Source organism: Anabaena sp. FACHB-1237 (assembly GCF_014696225.1).
Classification (GTDB): domain Bacteria; phylum Cyanobacteriota; class Cyanobacteriia; order Cyanobacteriales; family Nostocaceae; genus FACHB-1237.
The window spans coordinates 38,758-56,183 of sequence record NZ_JACJPV010000028.1; the positions used below are offsets into that span (position 1 = coordinate 38,758).

At 35.9% G+C, this 17,426-nt stretch carries 11 protein-coding genes; 5 read left to right on the forward strand and 6 right to left on the reverse strand.

All coding sequences use genetic code 11. The annotated features are described in order from the left end of the window. Nucleotides 1–94 precede the first annotated feature (94 nt). On the reverse strand, nt 95–1,102 hold the full coding sequence (gene trpS / locus H6F32_RS14080; RefSeq protein ID WP_190369954.1) for a tryptophan--tRNA ligase: 1,008 nt from the start codon (nt 1,100–1,102) through the stop codon (nt 95–97). 492 nt (nt 1,103–1,594) lie between these two features. On the opposite strand from trpS, the gene H6F32_RS14085 reads away from it, so the two are divergent. Further along, nucleotides 1,595–3,172, forward strand: a complete 1,578-nt coding sequence (locus tag H6F32_RS14085) for a B12-binding domain-containing radical SAM protein (RefSeq protein WP_190369955.1) — start codon at nt 1,595–1,597, stop codon at nt 3,170–3,172. 371 nt (nt 3,173–3,543) lie between these two features. Here the strand turns inward: H6F32_RS14085 and glgP are convergent, their stop codons facing one another. Then, nucleotides 3,544–6,108, reverse strand: a complete 2,565-nt coding sequence (gene glgP, locus H6F32_RS14090) for an alpha-glucan family phosphorylase (protein WP_190369956.1) — start codon at nt 6,106–6,108, stop codon at nt 3,544–3,546. Between the two features lie 179 nt (nt 6,109–6,287). Beyond that, nucleotides 6,288–6,557: a hypothetical protein gene (locus H6F32_RS14095; protein ID WP_190369957.1), complete on the reverse strand. Its 270-nt coding sequence runs from the start codon at nt 6,555–6,557 to the stop codon at nt 6,288–6,290. Between the two features lie 903 nt (nt 6,558–7,460). On the opposite strand from H6F32_RS14095, the gene H6F32_RS14100 reads away from it, so the two are divergent. The 3 genes from H6F32_RS14100 (at nt 7,461) to H6F32_RS14110 (ending at nt 9,054) form a co-directional block, all read left to right on the forward strand. Then, entirely contained in the window at nt 7,461–7,832 is a 372-nt protein-coding gene (locus H6F32_RS14100) for a Lin0512 family protein (protein WP_190369958.1), read from the forward strand. An 87-nt stretch (nt 7,833–7,919) separates the two neighbouring features. Continuing rightward, nucleotides 7,920–8,258: a hypothetical protein gene (locus H6F32_RS14105; RefSeq protein WP_190369959.1), complete on the forward strand. Its 339-nt coding sequence runs from the start codon at nt 7,920–7,922 to the stop codon at nt 8,256–8,258. A 208-nt stretch (nt 8,259–8,466) separates the two neighbouring features. Beyond that, on the forward strand, nt 8,467–9,054 hold the full coding sequence (locus H6F32_RS14110; protein WP_190369960.1) for a hypothetical protein: 588 nt from the start codon (nt 8,467–8,469) through the stop codon (nt 9,052–9,054). Between the two features lie 101 nt (nt 9,055–9,155). Here H6F32_RS14110 and H6F32_RS14115 read toward each other — a convergent pair whose 3' ends face one another. The 3 genes from H6F32_RS14115 to H6F32_RS14125 form a co-directional block, all read right to left on the reverse strand. Next, entirely contained in the window at nt 9,156–11,105 is a 1,950-nt protein-coding gene (locus H6F32_RS14115; RefSeq protein ID WP_190369961.1) for a bifunctional serine/threonine-protein kinase/formylglycine-generating enzyme family protein, read from the reverse strand. 511 nt (nt 11,106–11,616) lie between these two features. After that, nucleotides 11,617–13,173 (reverse strand): NAD(P)H-quinone oxidoreductase subunit N, encoded by a 1,557-nt coding sequence (locus H6F32_RS14120; RefSeq protein WP_190369968.1) that lies wholly within the window; start codon nt 13,171–13,173, stop codon nt 11,617–11,619. A 148-nt stretch (nt 13,174–13,321) separates the two neighbouring features. Next, on the reverse strand, nt 13,322–14,665 hold the full coding sequence (locus tag H6F32_RS14125) for a 16S rRNA (cytosine(967)-C(5))-methyltransferase (protein ID WP_190369962.1): 1,344 nt from the start codon (nt 14,663–14,665) through the stop codon (nt 13,322–13,324). Between the two features lie 477 nt (nt 14,666–15,142). Between H6F32_RS14125 and H6F32_RS14130 the strand changes: the two genes are divergently transcribed. Then, nucleotides 15,143–17,164: a GspE/PulE family protein gene (locus tag H6F32_RS14130; protein WP_190369963.1), complete on the forward strand. Its 2,022-nt coding sequence runs from the start codon at nt 15,143–15,145 to the stop codon at nt 17,162–17,164. Nucleotides 17,165–17,426 lie beyond the last annotated feature (262 nt).

The window sequence follows — 17,426 nt, forward strand, 5'->3', positions numbered from 1 at the left end:
GTTCAATTTATATTTAACTTAAGTTAATTTTAGCCTTAAGATCCCGGACTTCTTGAAGAAGTCCGGGATCTTAAGAAGTCCGGGATCTGTTTCCTCACAATCGCGCTGTATAACCTAATGCTGCTTTTACATCTGCTAAAGTTTGGTTAGCTATCATCTCTGCTTTTTCCCTACCATCTTTCAACACAGACTCTAAATAACCTTTTTCCGCCATTACTTCTTGATATTTCTGTTGAATTGGCTTTAAAGCATTAATTGTAGTTTCTGTCAACAAAGGTTTAAATTTTCCCCAACCCATATCCGCACATTCAGCAGCTACCGCTTCTTTAGTCTGTCCAGATAACAACATATACAAGGTTAATAAATTATTGCATTCAGGACGATCTAAATCATCAAACGTTAAACCTTTAATTGGATCAGTTTTACAACGTTTAATCTTATTAGCAATTTGATCAGGTGAATCTAAAACATTGATTCTACTTAACTCAGAAGGATCAGACTTAGACATTTTCCGAGTTCCATCGGTTAAACTCATTACCCTTGCACCTTCTTTTCTAATTAGAGGATCAGGTAACTTTAAAATGGGTTTCTTCTTCGCAAACTGATGGTTAAACCTGTTGACAATATCTCGCGCTAATTCTAAATGTTGCTTTTGATCTTCACCTACAGGAACTTTATCTGCTTGATATAATAAAATATCCGCAGCCATTAGTACAGGATAGGTTAATAAACCTGCTCCTACATTTTCACCTTGTTTAAGTGCTTTTTCTTTAAATTGAATCATATCCTGTAGCCAATTTAAAGGAGTAATGCAGTTTAATAACCAACAAAGCTCACTATGGGCAGAAACGTGAGATTGGACAAAGATATGAGAGTGTTGTAAATCAATACCGCAAGCTAAATACAAAGCAGCGATGGTATAGGTATCAGCCGCTAAAGTGGCAGGATTATGTGGTACAGTAATAGCGTGTAAATCTACCACACAAAAGAAATTTTCATACTGATCCTGAATTTCTACCCAGTTACGAATAGCACCTAAGTAGTTACCCAAGTGTAAGTTACCAGTTGGTTGAACTCCCGACAAAACGCGCTGTTTACCCATAATTATAACTAGTTATCTCCTCTTACCGCTTTGTTAATGGGACGGTTACAAAACCCATTTTAATCCCCATTAACCATGGGTTACATACAAATTGCCAAAATCCTCTCATGGGGCTTGAATTGGGGTATGATATTTATTTCGCGCATCAGCGAAGCGAAGTACTTGCGTTAGTCGCAAAGTTTCAAATTTTGAATTTCTCAATTTCATACCTGAGTTCAGCAACGCCTTTATTTCATTATCTATAATGTTGATAGTCATCATTCAAGAATTAAATTATACTTAAATAGGGAAGTGACTCAGTATAACTAAGTAAATACGGTACAATTATTATAAATAGCAACATCATAGAAATCTGCATAAAAAGTAAGGATTATTTTCCATTTTACTGATTAAAAATTTATAACTCAAGATAGATAAAAACCAATTTACTTAACTTTTATAGTTGAAAGCTAAATAGTTTTTAAAACTCAAAGAAACCGGGGGATATGCTTGATGAAAGCCTTATTAATTTGGCCAATAATGCCTAATTCCTTCTGGTCTTATCAGGAAACAATTGATTTGGCTGGGTTACGTGCTACAAATCCTCCCTTGGGTTTAATTACTGTTGCAGCTATGTTACCATCCAATTGGGAAATCAGGTTAAGCGATCGCAATGTCCGCCTAGAAACCGATGCAGATTGGCAATGGTGTGATATAATAATTATATCTGCCATGATTATCCAAAAACAAGATTTTAGCGACTTAATTCAAAAGGGTAAAAAATTAGGTAAAAAAGTTGCAGTGGGTGGACCGTTTGCCACATCCGTACCAGAATTTGCTTTAGAGTTGGGAGCAGATTATTTAATACTAGATGAAGGGGAATGTACCATTCCCATGTTTTTAGAAGCTATAGAAAAAGGTGAAGAAAAAGGTATTTTTCGCGCTACAGAAAAACCAGACATTACCCAAACTCCCTTACCCAGATTTGATTTATTAGAGTTAGATGCTTATATAGCAATGACAATACAATTTTCACGAGGTTGTCCATTTCAATGTGAATTTTGCGATATTATTAACCTTTTTGGACGCAAACCTCGCACCAAAACACCAGCACAAATTCTGGCAGAATTGGAAGTATTGTATCAAATGGGTTGGTGGCGTTATGTGTTCATAGTTGATGATAATTTCATTGGCAATAAACGTAATGCCAAAATATTTTTAAAAGAATTAATTCCCTGGATGGAAAAACGTAATTATCCTTTTCGTTTATTAACAGAAGCGTCTTTAAATTTAGCCGAAGATGATGAATTAATAGAATTAATGGTAAAAGCGGGTTTTGTGCAAGTATTTATGGGTATTGAAACCCCTGATGTACAAAGTTTAGTAGGCATTAATAAAGAACAAAACACTCGCAGTTCTTTAGTAGCATCTTGCCACAAAATTACTAAAGCTGGTCTACAAATTATGTCTGGTTTTATCTTAGGTTTTGATCATGAAAAACCAGGGGCAGGTAAACGCATTCAAGAATTTATTGAAGAAACTAATATTCCCCAAGCACATCTTAGTTTATTACAGGCATTACCCAATACAACAATGTGGACTCGTTTGCAAAAGGAAGGACGTTTAATGGATAGTGTAGGTAAATATTTTACCTCTCAAAAATCATTAATGAATTTTGTTCCTACCCGTCCTACCACAGAAATTGTTAGAGAATTTATTGATGCTTTTTGGAATTTATATGAACCTCTACCATATCTTAAACGAACTTTTCGACATTTTATGATGATGGAAGGTTGGCAGGCAAAATATCAACGCAATTTAACAAAAGCAGAGTGGAATTTTTTAATGGCTATTTTTTGGCGACAAGGAGTTTTACGTTCCACAAGATTTGTTTTTTGGTGGCAATTAATAGTCATGGCATGGCGTAAATATGATTTATTATATGATTATTTAATTGCGTTAGGTGCAGGTGAACATTTTTTCAAATTTCGTCATGAAGTCAAGGTACAATTAGAAATAGAATTGGCAGAATTACAACAACAAGAACAGCAAAATAAAACTATAGATTTGCAATTAGAAGCTGTGAGTTAATTTATAAACATAGTAGTGCAGTTACAGTAGCACAAGCATCTTGCTTGTATTAATTATTCAACTTAAAAGCACAACAGCTTATTACCAAACTGTTTTTGCAGAATTTTGATAATATCTTGTCTGGGAGTTTGTTTTACCTCCAGTCTATTTATTGATGAAGTTCAGGGTAAAAGAAGTCCAGAAATGGCTCAAAATATTCTCCTATGGCTTCTTTCCATGTTTCATCATAATTGGCAGTAATTTCTGTCATTTTCTTTGATATTACTTGATTTTAAATTGAACAGGCAAAATGCCTGTTCTACTTTTAACTAACTACTGCAATGTTGAATTGTATAGCGTGGACTAAATGCTGATACTTATTAAGTATAGCTTTATTCAGCCCAAGCGATTAATCTCGGTTCGTAGGATGTCGCTAAATAAGGATGTTTTGGTAATACCCGCAATGAAACACCCTGTAAACCAGATGTGGTGTAGACAATATTGGCAGTATATACACTTAAATTAGCTTCATCCTGACCTTGATAATCCATGGTGACAGTTACAGCATTGACAATATCACCATTAGCATCTATAGAACCTTGATAAAGTTCTACCTGTACATCATTATTTGTCAAAGTTGCCAAATCTAACTTAGCTTTGACTGCTACATTTTGATTCACTTCAATATCTGATGGTGCAGATACATCTACATCTTTGACTTTAATGTTAAACCAGTGACTTGTTAACTTAGCTTTCCATGCTGCTAATTCCTTAGCTGGGGCATAATTATCCACAACTAAAGTGTGATAGCGATCGCTTGCAGGAAAATAAGCTCTTTGTGCATATTCTCTAACCATTCGCGCCGTATTGAAAAATGGACAATTCAACCGAATGGCATCTTTCATTTTCGCTACCCATTGACGAGGTAAGCCATCTGCATCACGATGATCATAGAATAAAGGTACAACCTCTTTCTCTAATAACTCATACAAAGCATTAGCTTCTATTTCATCCTGATAGTTAGGATCTTCATAGTTTTCACCATGTCCTATTGCCCAACCAGTACGTACATAATCCGCTTCATCCCACCAACCATCAAGTACACTTAAATTAGGTAAACCATTCATTGCCGCCTTCATACCGCTTGTACCAGATGCTTCACGAGGACGACGAGGTGTATTTAACCAAATATCACAACCAGCCACCATTAAGCGAGAAATATGAATATCATAATTAGGCACAAACACAACTTGCTTCTCTAAATGATGTTCGCGGATAAAATGATTAATGTCACGTATTAACTCTTTACCAGGAATATCTTTCGGATGTGCTTTACCAGCAATCACAAACTGTACTTTACGATTTTTATTACCCAGTAAAATCTTTTTAATTCTTTCTAAATCTCGCATCCATAAAGTAGCACGTTTATAGGTCGCAAAACGACGAGCAAAACCAATAGTTAATACATTCGGATCAAGAACCTCCTGCGCTTGAGCAACTTCCGAAATAGAAGCACCTCTATCCCGTAAATGTTTAACTAAATGCTCCCGCACAAATAATACCATATCTAAACGACAACGTTCATGATTACGCCATAACTCCTCATCAGGAATTGCATCCATGCGTTCCCATAACTGGTTATCCGGTTGTGCAGAAGACCAATTAGGACCAAGATAGCGATCGTATAACTCTTGAGTAGATTTTGCCACACAACTACGAGCATGAACACCATTAGTAATAGCAGCAATTGGCACTTCTTCCACAGGTACTTTTTGCCATAAACCTTGGAACATTTGCCGTGAAACCACACCATGTAATTGTGCCACACCATTGGAAAATGTCGCCATCTTCAAAGCTAACACAGCCATACTAAAAGGAGCAGATAAATCACCAGTATTTTCTCTACCCAAACCCAAAAACTGTTCCTTTGGCAAACCAAAGATATCTGCATAATAACCCAGATAATACAAAATCTTATCCGGTGGAAACAAATCAATACCCGCAGGTACAGGAGTATGTGTCGTAAAGATATTACTAGACATTACCACTTGTCTAGCTTGTCGGTAATCAAGTCCTTTTTCTTGAATTAATGTACGAATACGTTCTAAAGCAGAAAAAGCCGCGTGACCTTCATTCATGTGGTAAGCTGTCACTTCATAGCCTAAAGCCTTTAACATCTGCACACCACCAATACCCAGCATTATTTCCTGGTGGATACGCATATCAATATCACCACCATATAACTGATCGGTGATATCGTGGTCATAAGCTTTGTTAGGTTCAATATTAGTGTCTAGCATATACAAAGGAACAGTTCCCACTTGTACACGCCATACCCGTGCATATACCTTGCGTCCAGGATAGTCTACCGCAATTCGCAATTCAGAACCATCAGGATTACGTTCTAAATGCAAGGGCATATTGTAGAAATCATTGATAGGATAGCGCTCTTGTTGCCAACCATCCGCATTGAGATATTGGGCAAAATATCCCTGTTGATACAATAAACCCACACCCACTAAAGGTAAACCTAAATCACTGGCAGACTTTAAATGATCACCTGCTAATACACCTAAACCACCAGAATATACAGGTAAACAATCAACTAAACCAAATTCAGCAGAAAAATAAGCGTAACACTCCTGAGATTGATTTTGTCTATGTTTTTTATACCAAGTGCGGTCTTGCAAATAATCTTCTAATTGACGCGCTGCTCTATCTGCTTGCGCTAAAAAGCCCTCATCTTCCACAACCTCTAACAACCGTTTTTGGCTGATAGTTCCCAGCATTAACACTGGGTTATGATGACTAGATTCCCACAAATCGGGGTCTAAACGACGAAAAAGGTCTTTACTCTCCACATTCCAGTCAAAATGGAGGTTATAGGCTAGTTTTCTTAAAGGTTCTAACCGCGATGGTAGGGATGGAGAAACGTTAAAAGTGCGAATTGGCTGCATAATATACCAAATTATTGATTAAAACTTTCAGTTTAGTAATAGCAGAGAATCTTGATTGAATTTTGATAAATGATAATTTATTCACATTAGATTCTGCTACCCGGTAACTGTCAATGAAGTTATTGTTGACTGTTTTTACCCAATGTTGCCAACTCTTTTATCATGGTTTGATGACTTGATTAAGAATTGTAATTTTTTTGATTTTTCCGCCGCAAATTGGGATTAGGGTCTTGACAATTGATTTTAAATTTGCTATAATAAACTCGATGAGGAAGAACTATTTTACAATTAAATATTATAAACTGTGGAAAACCGCTTACTAATGATGTAGGTGGTTTTCTTGGCATAAACTGACGATATATGGGAGTTTTTGATAAAGTTTTGTAAAAAAAGACAAAAGTAGTATTGAGAATATACTGAGATATATGTTCAATTAAAATAGTTTCCACTGGCGATAAATTAAGAGTTTCATAGCTTGTAGGGTGCGTTAGCTGTCTTCGTAACGCACCAAATTAATAGAGTGCGTTAGATAGCATAACACACCAGATGAGGTACACTATGAACACAGCAAGACTTGTACTGAGCTTGTCGAAGTATGCCAGTGTTACAAGGGTTTTATCATTAACATCTGTACCTCATAATAACGGAAACTGCTGTAATATTGAATATCAAATGGATAAGTCAAGTACCTATATCCATTAAAAAGGCCAAAAATTTAGGGCGATCGCTGGTAGAGTGGGTGAAATATGATATCTGACGCACCCTAGTATCTGTTCATAAATCAAATATTTTTATTTGCCAAAGTTAGTCCAAGGATACAATTAACTACATCATAGCTGTATTTCTTTTGTAGACATGAAAAACGCTTGAGTGTTGACAGACTCAAGCGATCCCCGTATAACTTTATACCAACTACCAGCTAGACACAATTTAAACTAGACATGATGATGAAATTCAATATCATTAGTCTAAAGTAAGTTGTGGCAAAAACACTGTAAACTGGTATCACTCCTTGCATTTACTTAGAATATCTCCTTGATTACTCCATAGTGACTTGAGAGAGTGACACTTTTTTAACTGACACTAGTAAAAACCATTCTTCCTAGATAGTAGTTTAGGAAACACTTATTAACCAAAATAACTCTGTAGGGTGCGTCAGACAGAATAATTTAGGTTACAACTACCAATTTTAAGATTCTGACGCACCCTACTTCATCTAACTGGCAACTTACGTTAGATAGTGGTTTAGGAAATAGTTATTTACCAAAATAAGCGTATTTTTATGTTAATAAAGTTATAGTGTAAGGTGTTTGTTGTGTAAAAATTGCTTAACATATTAGGAGACTTGACTTATGGCATTGAAAAGATTTATTATAGAAATGGGTATGGGTGTAGATCAGCATGGACAAGAACCAACGATAGCAGCAGCGAGGGCGGTAAGAAATGCGATCGCTAATAATGCTTTAATTGGTATCATGGAAATAGTAGGATTAACAGATCCTAATGATATGATTGTGGAGGTAAAAGTAGCCGTACCCTATCCAGAACAAGTCAGAGAAAAAGAAGTATTAGATGTACTTCCTTTTGGGAAAAAAACCCTCATTTTAGAAAATGGGGGGATGAAGATTGATGGTTTAGCTATTGCTTCACTAAAGGATAAAAATGATGAGATGTTGATAGCAGTAGCAGCAGTTACAGTTTTTATAGATACTGACAGGGTTTAATATAATAATTGGTAATTATTCTGAATACTCAAAACTGATTACTAATAGCTGATAGCTTACCAAATATATTTATTCCTAAGAGTAAAAATGTCTCAAGAACCTAAAAAGTCCCTAGAAATTCAGGAAATTATGGGACTGAAACCACAATATTTTGCAGACTTAATTAGAACTGCACAGTTAATATTTGATCCCACCGCAGGAGTAGCAGGAAGAAACCTAAAAATTGACTGGAAAGAATTTGGTATTCCTGACAATGTAGCAGATAATTTAAGCATTATTGGCCAAGAATTTCAATATACTTCTCCTCATATTCCTATAGATATAGTCTGGAGTAAATTAACTCCAGAAACAAGAATTTGGTTTATGGAAAATAAAGAGAAATTATGGCAGTTTGAGGAAATTTTTCCCGCACTAGATGAAGATTGATATATTATTAAGGTGCGTCAAATATCAACAATCCATTTACTTACAGCACATTCCATCTACATGAGGTACACTATGAACAGGCAAAATGCCTGTTTCACGGTTACTAAATATGTATATTTTATGACTATAAATATAATACATACAGATCCCCGATTTATTTAATAATTTGGGGATCTATGATCATCAATAATGATTTGTACAAATACCTATGATCAAGATATTTAATATCATTAATATCAAAAATACCAAATTCAATACCAAATTCAATACCAAATTTTTAGTAATTTTTCTTTTTGGGTTATTTGGTTTATGTTATCCTCAAAAACTATTAGCACAAAATTTAGCACAAAATTTAGCACAAAATTATCCGCAAAGTTTTATAGCTAATAAAAATAACCTGATAATTAATAGCAAGCAATTTGGCGTAAGAATTATTGACTCTCAGGGAAGAGTTAATTTCTTTCCTACAAATACAGTACCATTAAAACCTGGAGATGCCTATGGTTGGCGCATGAAAATTAATAACTATCAACGTAAAAGTGGCAAGATTAAATTACGAGAAGTATTGCGTTTACCCAGTCATCCAGAAATGTGGAAAACAGAAAATAGTGATAAATTCTATATATCAAAAGATGGCAAAGTAGCTACTTCTATAAAAAGTGAAGTACCTGTTAATGGAATGATGCAAAATTTTTGGACTATTACTCCTGGAGATCCTTTGGGAAAATATCAAATAGAGGTTTATCTTAATGATGAATTAGTGGAAGTTTTTAGGTTTGAAGTAGTACCTTTTTAAATGTTTAAATGTTAAAAACAAGATCCCCGACTTCTTTAAGAAGTCGGGGATCTGGTAAATGGTGTGACACTTGCGTAAGTCCTAAACTAAAGTGATAGAATTTACCATGAACAAACCACTCGCAAACCACAAACTCTTAAACCACCTTCTGCTTCATTCCAACTACGACTAGCACTACGACAAAGTTCAGCACTAAAATTCCAAGCACCTCCTCTTAAAACCCGACGATATTTATCTCCTCCATCTTCCCACACGCTACCATCTGTAGGTGCATGATCATAATTATTATGCCAAGGATCAGCACACCATTCCCACACTAAACCGTGCATATCATACAAACCAAAAGCATTAGCTACATCAAAATAACCCACATTTGTAATTTCTCTACGAAAATAACTTTTTGGTTCTGTTGTATAGGTATCACTACCACTGCAATTAATTAAATCAGAATTAATACTTTCTCCAAAATGAAAAGATGTGGTAGTACCTGCGCGACAAGCATATTCCCATTCTGCTTCACTGGGTAAACGATATTTTCTCCCGGTTTTTCTGGATAGCCTTAAACAAAATTCTACTGCTTCATACCAGGAAACATTTTCTATGGGTAAATTTCCTCCTTTAAATTTTGAGGGATAAGGATTCATGTTTTCTTCTATTTTGGGAAAATTAGCAACGGTGCGCCATTGTGCTTGAGTAATGGGATATTTACTCATAAAAAATGGTGCAATTTTTACAGAATGTTGTGGATGTTCGTCTGGTTCTCCTTCTAAGTTTGGTGAACCCATCATAAAAGTACCTCCGGGAATGGAGATCATTTCTAAGATAATGTTACGGCTTAATTCTTCTTCAAAATATTTGCTACTATAGCGATCGCGGTAAATTTCTCTTCCTCTAGTATCTACAGTCACAACATAAAAATCAAAGGTATATAATGGAGGTAAATTAGTGTTGGTTTCTAATTGATTTTCTAGTTGATTTTCTGGATCATCATTTCCTATTTGACTGATTTTTCCTAGTTTAGTTTGTAATTGATGTTCTATATTTTTCTGCAAAATTTCTTCAAATTCTGGAGGTAAATCTGTCATTGATTTTGGTTGTGGTAACGAAGGAAATTTTAAACTTACAGGGGAGTTAATAGACTCTAAATCTTGTAAAACTTCCTGGGCTGATTGATATCTTTCTTTAACAAAATGTTGCAGTAATTTATCTAAAATAGCCTGTAATTGATGACTAACAATTACTCCTTTTTTTGCCAATCTTTCCTTCCATAACCATTTAGCATTCATGGGATCATAGAGGAGATCATTATATTGGCCATAGTGATCTTGTAGGGGTAAATCTTGGGTTAATAACCGCACACAAGTTACTCCTAAAGAATATAGATCACTAGCATGACAAGCATAACCAGCCATTTGTTCTGTAGGTGCATAACCAAGGGTATAAATTGCCGTTGCTTGTCTAGCTAAACTAGTTTGTGTGACTTGTTTCGCACCTCCAAAATCAATTAATACTGGTTTTTTATCACTATCACGACGAATAATATTTTCTGGTTTAATATCCCGATGAATAATATTTTTTTGGTGAATAAATTCCAAAACAGGTAATAAGTCTGCTAAAAGTTGCCGCACTTCTTTTTCATCATAAGCGCGGTTTTGGACTTCTTCTAATAGAGTTTTACCAATAATAAATTCCTGGACTAAATATAAACAAGAACCTTGTTCAAAATATGCCAGAAGTCGAGGAATTTGTGGATGATTTTCTCCTAATTCATATAACCTTAAAGCCTCTTCCTTAAAAAATTCGGCTGCTTTTTTTAATTGTGTTGTTCCCTGAAATTGGGGGAAAAATTGTTTAATGACACAAGGTGCATTTAATCTATCTATATCTTCAGCAGCGTAGGTTCTGCTAAATCCACCTTCACCTAATAATCTTAATACGTGGTAACGATTTCTCAGGACTGTTCCAAAGTCATTTTGTCCACAACTAAGACAAGATTTATTAATATCTGGGTTGAAGGGATTTGAACAATTCGGATTTTGACAAATTTGCATGATCAAAAGTAAAAAGCCTTAATTACAGACTTTTCTGGTGTTGCTAAATGTTACTATAGGATTGTCAATTTCTTGTATCAATTAATAATTGATATACAATATCTACAAGATGACAAGTTAAGTCATCTATGTTAATTTTTAGATTTTTGGATTTACTATATTGATGAAATTTCAACACTTTCAACATTTTTATTGTTGAATTATGTTATAATTAAATACTTACCATTAGGTAATGGCTAAATATTTACTGATCTTTTTTCTATAAGTTCTGAGATTCCTTTGATCTTAGAAAATAACATCTATTTACAGGTAAATTTGTGTTTTCTGTTGCTAATAACAAAAAGATCCTCAACTTCTTAGATAAGTCGGGGATCTGCATCAGCAAACATCTTTTGTATGGTGCGTCAGATTGCATAAATCTAGTAAATAAGTAGATTACTCATATCTGACGCACCTTACTGATGTGTCGGTTGTATAAGTCCTGAAATAATATCAGCTAATACAGCTAAAATTATTCACCTTGTTTAGTAGTAACCACAACTACAGGAGTGTTAGCAACTTTAGTAGCTTGTAAAATCGCAGTATTGGTAACTGAATTATTCGCCAAGGTAAACAATGGATTGGATAAAATACCAGCGATAGATGTAGCAATCAAAGTTACAACTAAGCCCACTTGTAAAGGTCTAAATCCAGGTAAGTCCCAACGGACAACAGGATAATTTTTGACTACATCGGACATTTCTTGGGGTTCTTTAACTACCATCATTTTAACTACACGAATGTAGTAATAGATAGAAACGACGCTGGTAATTAAGCCTAGTAATACTAAACCATAAAGACCTGCTTGCCAACCTGCCCAAAACAGATAAATTTTCCCAAAAAATCCTGCTAGGGGAGGAATACCACCTAAAGATAAGAGTGATAGACTCAAACCAAGGGTTAATAGGGGATCTTTTTGGTATAAACCGGAATATTCAGCAATTTGGTCTGTACCTGTGCGTAGTGAAAATAAGACAACGCAGGTAAAACCGCATAGGTTCATAAATAGATAAACTAGTAGATAGAAAATCATACTAGAATATCCCGCATCTGTGCCAGCGATTAAGCCAATCATCACAAAGCCAGCTTGGGCAATAGATGAATAAGCTAACATCCGCTTCATGCTAGTTTGGGCAAGGGCAACTACGTTACCCAAAATCATACTGAGAATTGCTAAAGCAGTGAATACGAATCTCCACTCATCAGCAACGACGGGGAAGACAGTGGTTAATAAGCGAATAGCAAGGGCAAAACCTGCGGCCTTAGAACCGACGGATAAGAATGCGATAACGGGTGTAGGTGCGCCTTCGTATACGTCAGGTGTCCATTGATGGAAAGGTGCAGCAGAAATTTTGAAACCCACACCGGCAATACTGAATACTAGGGCAATGACTAAACCGAGAGATTGTCCTACATTAGCAGCAGAAATACCTTTAGCGATCGCTCCTAACTCAGTTTGTCCACCGGATAAACCGTATAGTAGAGAAACACCATACAAAAATACTGCCGTACTAGAAGCACCAATCAACAAGTATTTTAATGCCGCTTCATTGGAACGAGGATCGCGTTTTGTGTATCCTGTCAGTAGATAGGAGGAAATACTTAAAGTTTCCAGGGCAATGAAAATCATTACTAATTCACTAGCACCAGAAACAAACATTCCGCCCAAAGTAGCAGTTAATAAAATAGCGATAAACTCAGCTAAAGCAGTACCACTTTGTTCCACATAACGAATGGACATTAGGATAGTTACTACTGAAGAAAGGGCAATTATGCCGCGAAAAACAATACTGAGATCATCACTATTAAACTCACCGCTAAAGGAGATAGGATTAGTGGAATCCCATTGAAAACCCAGGGCGACAGTCGCAGCTAGAAGACCAGCGATCGCTAAATAACCGATCCAGCGAGAAGATGTACGCCCCAAAATCAAATCTACAATCAAAACCGCCACAAGGGTAAAAATGACAATTCCCTCTGGTAAAATCGTGCCAGCATTCAACTGGGCTGTAAAATTAGCAAAATCCATGATATGTATAGGTTTTGGTGATGTGAGATTAAGGCTAACTAAGTTCATTTTATCCCTAGTTCTTGCCTAAAATTGCATTGATTCTATAATTAGGGTTGAGTGAAAAAGTCTTGCCGTGGAGGTAGGAGATCAACCAGTCTCCTGACTCCTAACTAGCAGTATTTCTTAAACGCACCATAAAAAAGCCATCCATATCCTGGGAATGCGGCCAAACTTTTAACCATCCCTTGCTATTTACATCTAAAACCTGGAAAATATCAGATGAAGGCTTTTCTACACGCCATTGCCTATTTTCTGCTAAAAATTGGGTAATTACCTCTTCATTTTCCGCAGGATGTAGCGTACAAGTAGCATAAACTAACACACCACCAGGTTTAACAAATTTTGCCGTATTTACTAATAATTCCTGTTGTAACTTAGCTAACTCTTGTACAGATGCAGGAGTTTGTCGCCATCTAGCGTCCGCATGGCGGTGCATAGTTCCTAAACCAGAACAGGGAGCATCTAATAATACATAATCACCCCGATGATGAAACTGAGGAAATTCTCGACTATCTCCGGTATAAATCTTGATAGAGTGTAAATGTAACCGTTGGGCATTTTCCTGTAACCTACGCAGTCGAGAAGCGGTTTTATCTAGAGCCAAAATTGTACCTTGATCTCCCATTAATTCGGCAATGTGGGTAGTTTTTCCTCCTGGTGCAGCACAAGTATCTATAACTACACTACCAGATAGAGGATTAAGTAAATGTGCCACTAACTGAGCACTACTATCTTGAACAGTCCACCAACCCTGATGAAAACCGGGTAAATTTTGAATTTGACCAGCACTACTAATTAATCTTAATCCTTGGGGTAAATGATTAATTCTCCTAACTAAAATATTAGCTGAATTTAAAGCAGATTCTACTTCTTCAAGAGAACTTTTCAAAATATTCACTCTTAAATCAATAGTGGGAGTTTGATTCATCCACAAACATAATTTTTCCGTTTTATCAAAACCTAATTGTGATACCCAAACTTCAATGATCCAATCAGGAAAACTGTGTAAAATCCCCAATTTAGTTACAGGATTTTCCGGTAATATCAAAGGTTCTGGTTTTTTTTCTGCTAACCGTAAATATTGACGTAATAAACCATTAACAAAACCAGTTAAACCAGAAAAACCATTTTTCTTGGCCAGTTCTACTGTAGTATTAACAGCAGCAGAAACCGGAATTTTTTCTTGATAGCGGATTTGATATAAACCCAAATGTAAAATAGTTCTTAAGTCCGATGGTTGTTGAGCGGATTTTTTAGTAGCTACTTGATCAATAATACTGTCTAAAGTGCGTTGTCTTCTGACACTACCATATACTAATTCCGTAATTAATCGGCGATCGTGATCAGGTAACTGATGTTTTTTGAAAATACGATCTAAAGCAATATCAACATAAGCACCTTTATGAATATCCTTAAGAGAAATAAAAGCTAATTGCCGAGAATTAATCATTTTTTTACCTATAACCTATAATAATATAGATTTGTGTATACTATACTAATAGTAACAGTTAGTTAATAAGTTTTATTACGATCTAGCGTTGGTCAGATTATTAAAAATATAAACTACTATATAAAGAAGCTAAAATAATGATTTACGATAAATTGAATACATAGACCTGTCTCAAGTCATTTAAAATCTCATAACCCATTACAAGCAATATTTATCATAAATCTGGGAATACTCAGGGTTTGGTGAAAAATTTATTTATCTGTAAGGGTAGGGAACAGTTTTAGCTATTTTGATATCCTCAATTTTTCAGATACAACAACCAAAAATGCCAGGCTTTTCAGACACAATCAGCCAAAACCTTGTACTTTCCAATTGCACTAAAAGTCATCCAAACCCTGATTAATAAACGGGTTAAGGTTGATTAGGCAAGCCCTACTTCAACAAATTTCTTTAATTTAAATTCATATAGCCCAATCTATGACATATTCATCATTACCCAAACACAGCACTGCGTTAACCACTAGAAGTGAGCTTTCACCTTTCAGCAACAAACTAGTACAATTAGGCTATGTTAGTAGCGACGATATGAGACGAGCTCTCATTGAAAGTCGTAAAAATAACAGACCGCTTACAGAAGTATTAGAATCAATTACTGGGAAAACATTAACACCAGAACTTGCCAGAGAATACAAAAGGCAAAATTTATTTGAATTAAAGATTTTATACGGAGTTGAATTTGTAGATCCCGAAATTCACAGCATTAATGCCAGTAATATAGGAAGTTTAATTGATACTCTGATTCCCGAAGATTTATGTCGTCGTCGTAGTTTAGTACCATTGTCTAAACACGAAGATCAAAATCCTCCCTACGTTTTAGTAGCTATGCAAGATCCAGATCATCTGGAAGCATTAGACGAACTAAACCATCTGCTTAATTCGCAAAATCCTCCTTTAGCTTTGCAAAGACAGGTAATCACTAAAGAAGATTATCAAGCAATTATTAACCAATACTTAGATGTTAAAGTAGCCAAAGCTAAACAGAAAGAACAAGATAAAATGACTGATATCAGTTCAGATATCATAAATTTAAGTGAACATTTGAAGGATGTAGCACCAGAAGATGATAAAGTGGATTTATCAGAGGCCAAAAGTGGGGCCGAAGGTGCACCAATTATCAATCTTGTGAATAAAATTCTGTTAGTAGCCTTAAAAGATAAAGCCTCAGATATTCATGTAGAACCCCAAGAAGAACACCTACGGGTACGCTACCGCAAAGATGGAATATTACGGGAATCACCAGCCGTGCCGATCATGCCCAAACATATTATACCATCTGTGACAGCGCGATTTAAAATTATTTCTAACTTAGATATATCGGAAAGAAGATTACCGCAGGATGGAAGAATTCGCCGCATTTTTGAAGGTAGAAAAGTAGACTTTCGGGTGAATACTCTACCGAGTCGCTACGGTGAAAAAATCTGTTTGCGGATTTTAGATAACTCCTCTACCCAGCTAGGGTTAGATAAATTAATCACCGATCCAGAAACCTTGAATATGGTCAAAGATATGGTGAGTAAGCCTTTTGGATTGATTTTGGTAACAGGACCTACTGGTTCAGGAAAAACCACCTCATTGTATTCTGCACTAGCAGAAAAGAACGATCCAGGGATTAATATTAGTACGGTAGAAGACCCAGTAGAATACAGTTTACCAGGGATTACCCAGGTACAGGTAATTAGAGAGAAGGGATTAGACTTTTCCACAGCTTTAAGGGCATTTTTGCGACAAGATCCCGATGTGTTACTAGTGGGGGAAACAAGGGATAAAGAGACAGCGAAAACAGCTATTGAAGCAGCGTTAACAGGACACTTAGTATTAACCACCTTACATACCAATGATGCACCAGGAGCGATCGCCCGTTTAGTAGAAATGGATATTGAAGCCTTCATGATTTCCAGTTCCCTAATTGGGGTACTAGCACAACGGTTGATACGTCGTGTTTGTGGAGAATGTAAAATTCCCTACACACCCACACCAAAAGAACTAGCACGTTATGGTTTATCAGCGTCCCAAGAAGGTGCGGTAAAATTCTATAAAGCCAATACCATAGAACCAAAAGTATTAGCTGCAAATCCTAGTATGAAAGTTTGTCCAGCTTGTAAAGGTATAGGGTATCAAGGACGGTGTGGTGTATATGAAGTAATGCGGATTACGGAAAAGCTACAAGCCCTAATTAACCAAGCAGCACCTACAGAAAGGATCAAAGAGGTAGCGATCCAAGAAGGCATGAAAACCCTACTAGCTTATAGTTTAAACTTAGTAAGACAAGGAGTAACTACACTAGAAGAAGTAGAAAGGGTAGTATATACAGATACAGGTTTAGAAGCCGAATTAAAAGCTAAACGCAAAAGTAGTCTGACCTGTAATACCTGTAGTGCTGAACTACAACCAGAATGGCTAGACTGTCCCTATTGTCTCACACCCAGGTTTACAGACTAGGTGATTGGTAATTGGTGATTGGTGATTGGTGAGTAGTTAATACAGCATATTTCATATCAATGAGGTAAAAACTGAAATCATAAAACCCCTGTGGAACAGGCATCCTGCCTGTTAATTCTGTACCTCATAACTCAGGAGATTTCAGCAAAATAGCCAAACTTTGCTCACATCTTGATAAACTTAAATCAAAACATGATCTAAGTATTGGACACAAATTCAAACGACTTAGATACAAGCTAAGACTAGCAATGGAAAGACTCAG

Excerpts from the sequence above, each read along its gene's own strand:
- trpS (WP_190369954.1), bottom strand. The coding sequence starts at position 1,102 with ATGGGTAAACAGCGCGTTTTGTCGGGAGTTCAACCAACTGGTAACTTA.
- H6F32_RS14085 (WP_190369955.1), top strand. The coding sequence starts at position 1,595 with ATGAAAGCCTTATTAATTTGGCCAATAATGCCTAATTCCTTCTGGTCT.
- glgP (WP_190369956.1), bottom strand. The coding sequence starts at position 6,108 with ATGCAGCCAATTCGCACTTTTAACGTTTCTCCATCCCTACCATCGCGG.
- H6F32_RS14100 (WP_190369958.1), top strand. The coding sequence starts at position 7,461 with ATGGCATTGAAAAGATTTATTATAGAAATGGGTATGGGTGTAGATCAG.
- H6F32_RS14105 (WP_190369959.1), top strand. The coding sequence starts at position 7,920 with ATGTCTCAAGAACCTAAAAAGTCCCTAGAAATTCAGGAAATTATGGGA.
- H6F32_RS14110 (WP_190369960.1), top strand. The coding sequence starts at position 8,467 with ATGATCAAGATATTTAATATCATTAATATCAAAAATACCAAATTCAAT.
- H6F32_RS14115 (WP_190369961.1), bottom strand. The coding sequence starts at position 11,105 with ATGCAAATTTGTCAAAATCCGAATTGTTCAAATCCCTTCAACCCAGAT.
- H6F32_RS14120 (WP_190369968.1), bottom strand. The coding sequence starts at position 13,173 with ATGGATTTTGCTAATTTTACAGCCCAGTTGAATGCTGGCACGATTTTA.
- H6F32_RS14125 (WP_190369962.1), bottom strand. The coding sequence starts at position 14,665 with ATGATTAATTCTCGGCAATTAGCTTTTATTTCTCTTAAGGATATTCAT.
- H6F32_RS14130 (WP_190369963.1), top strand. The coding sequence starts at position 15,143 with ATGACATATTCATCATTACCCAAACACAGCACTGCGTTAACCACTAGA.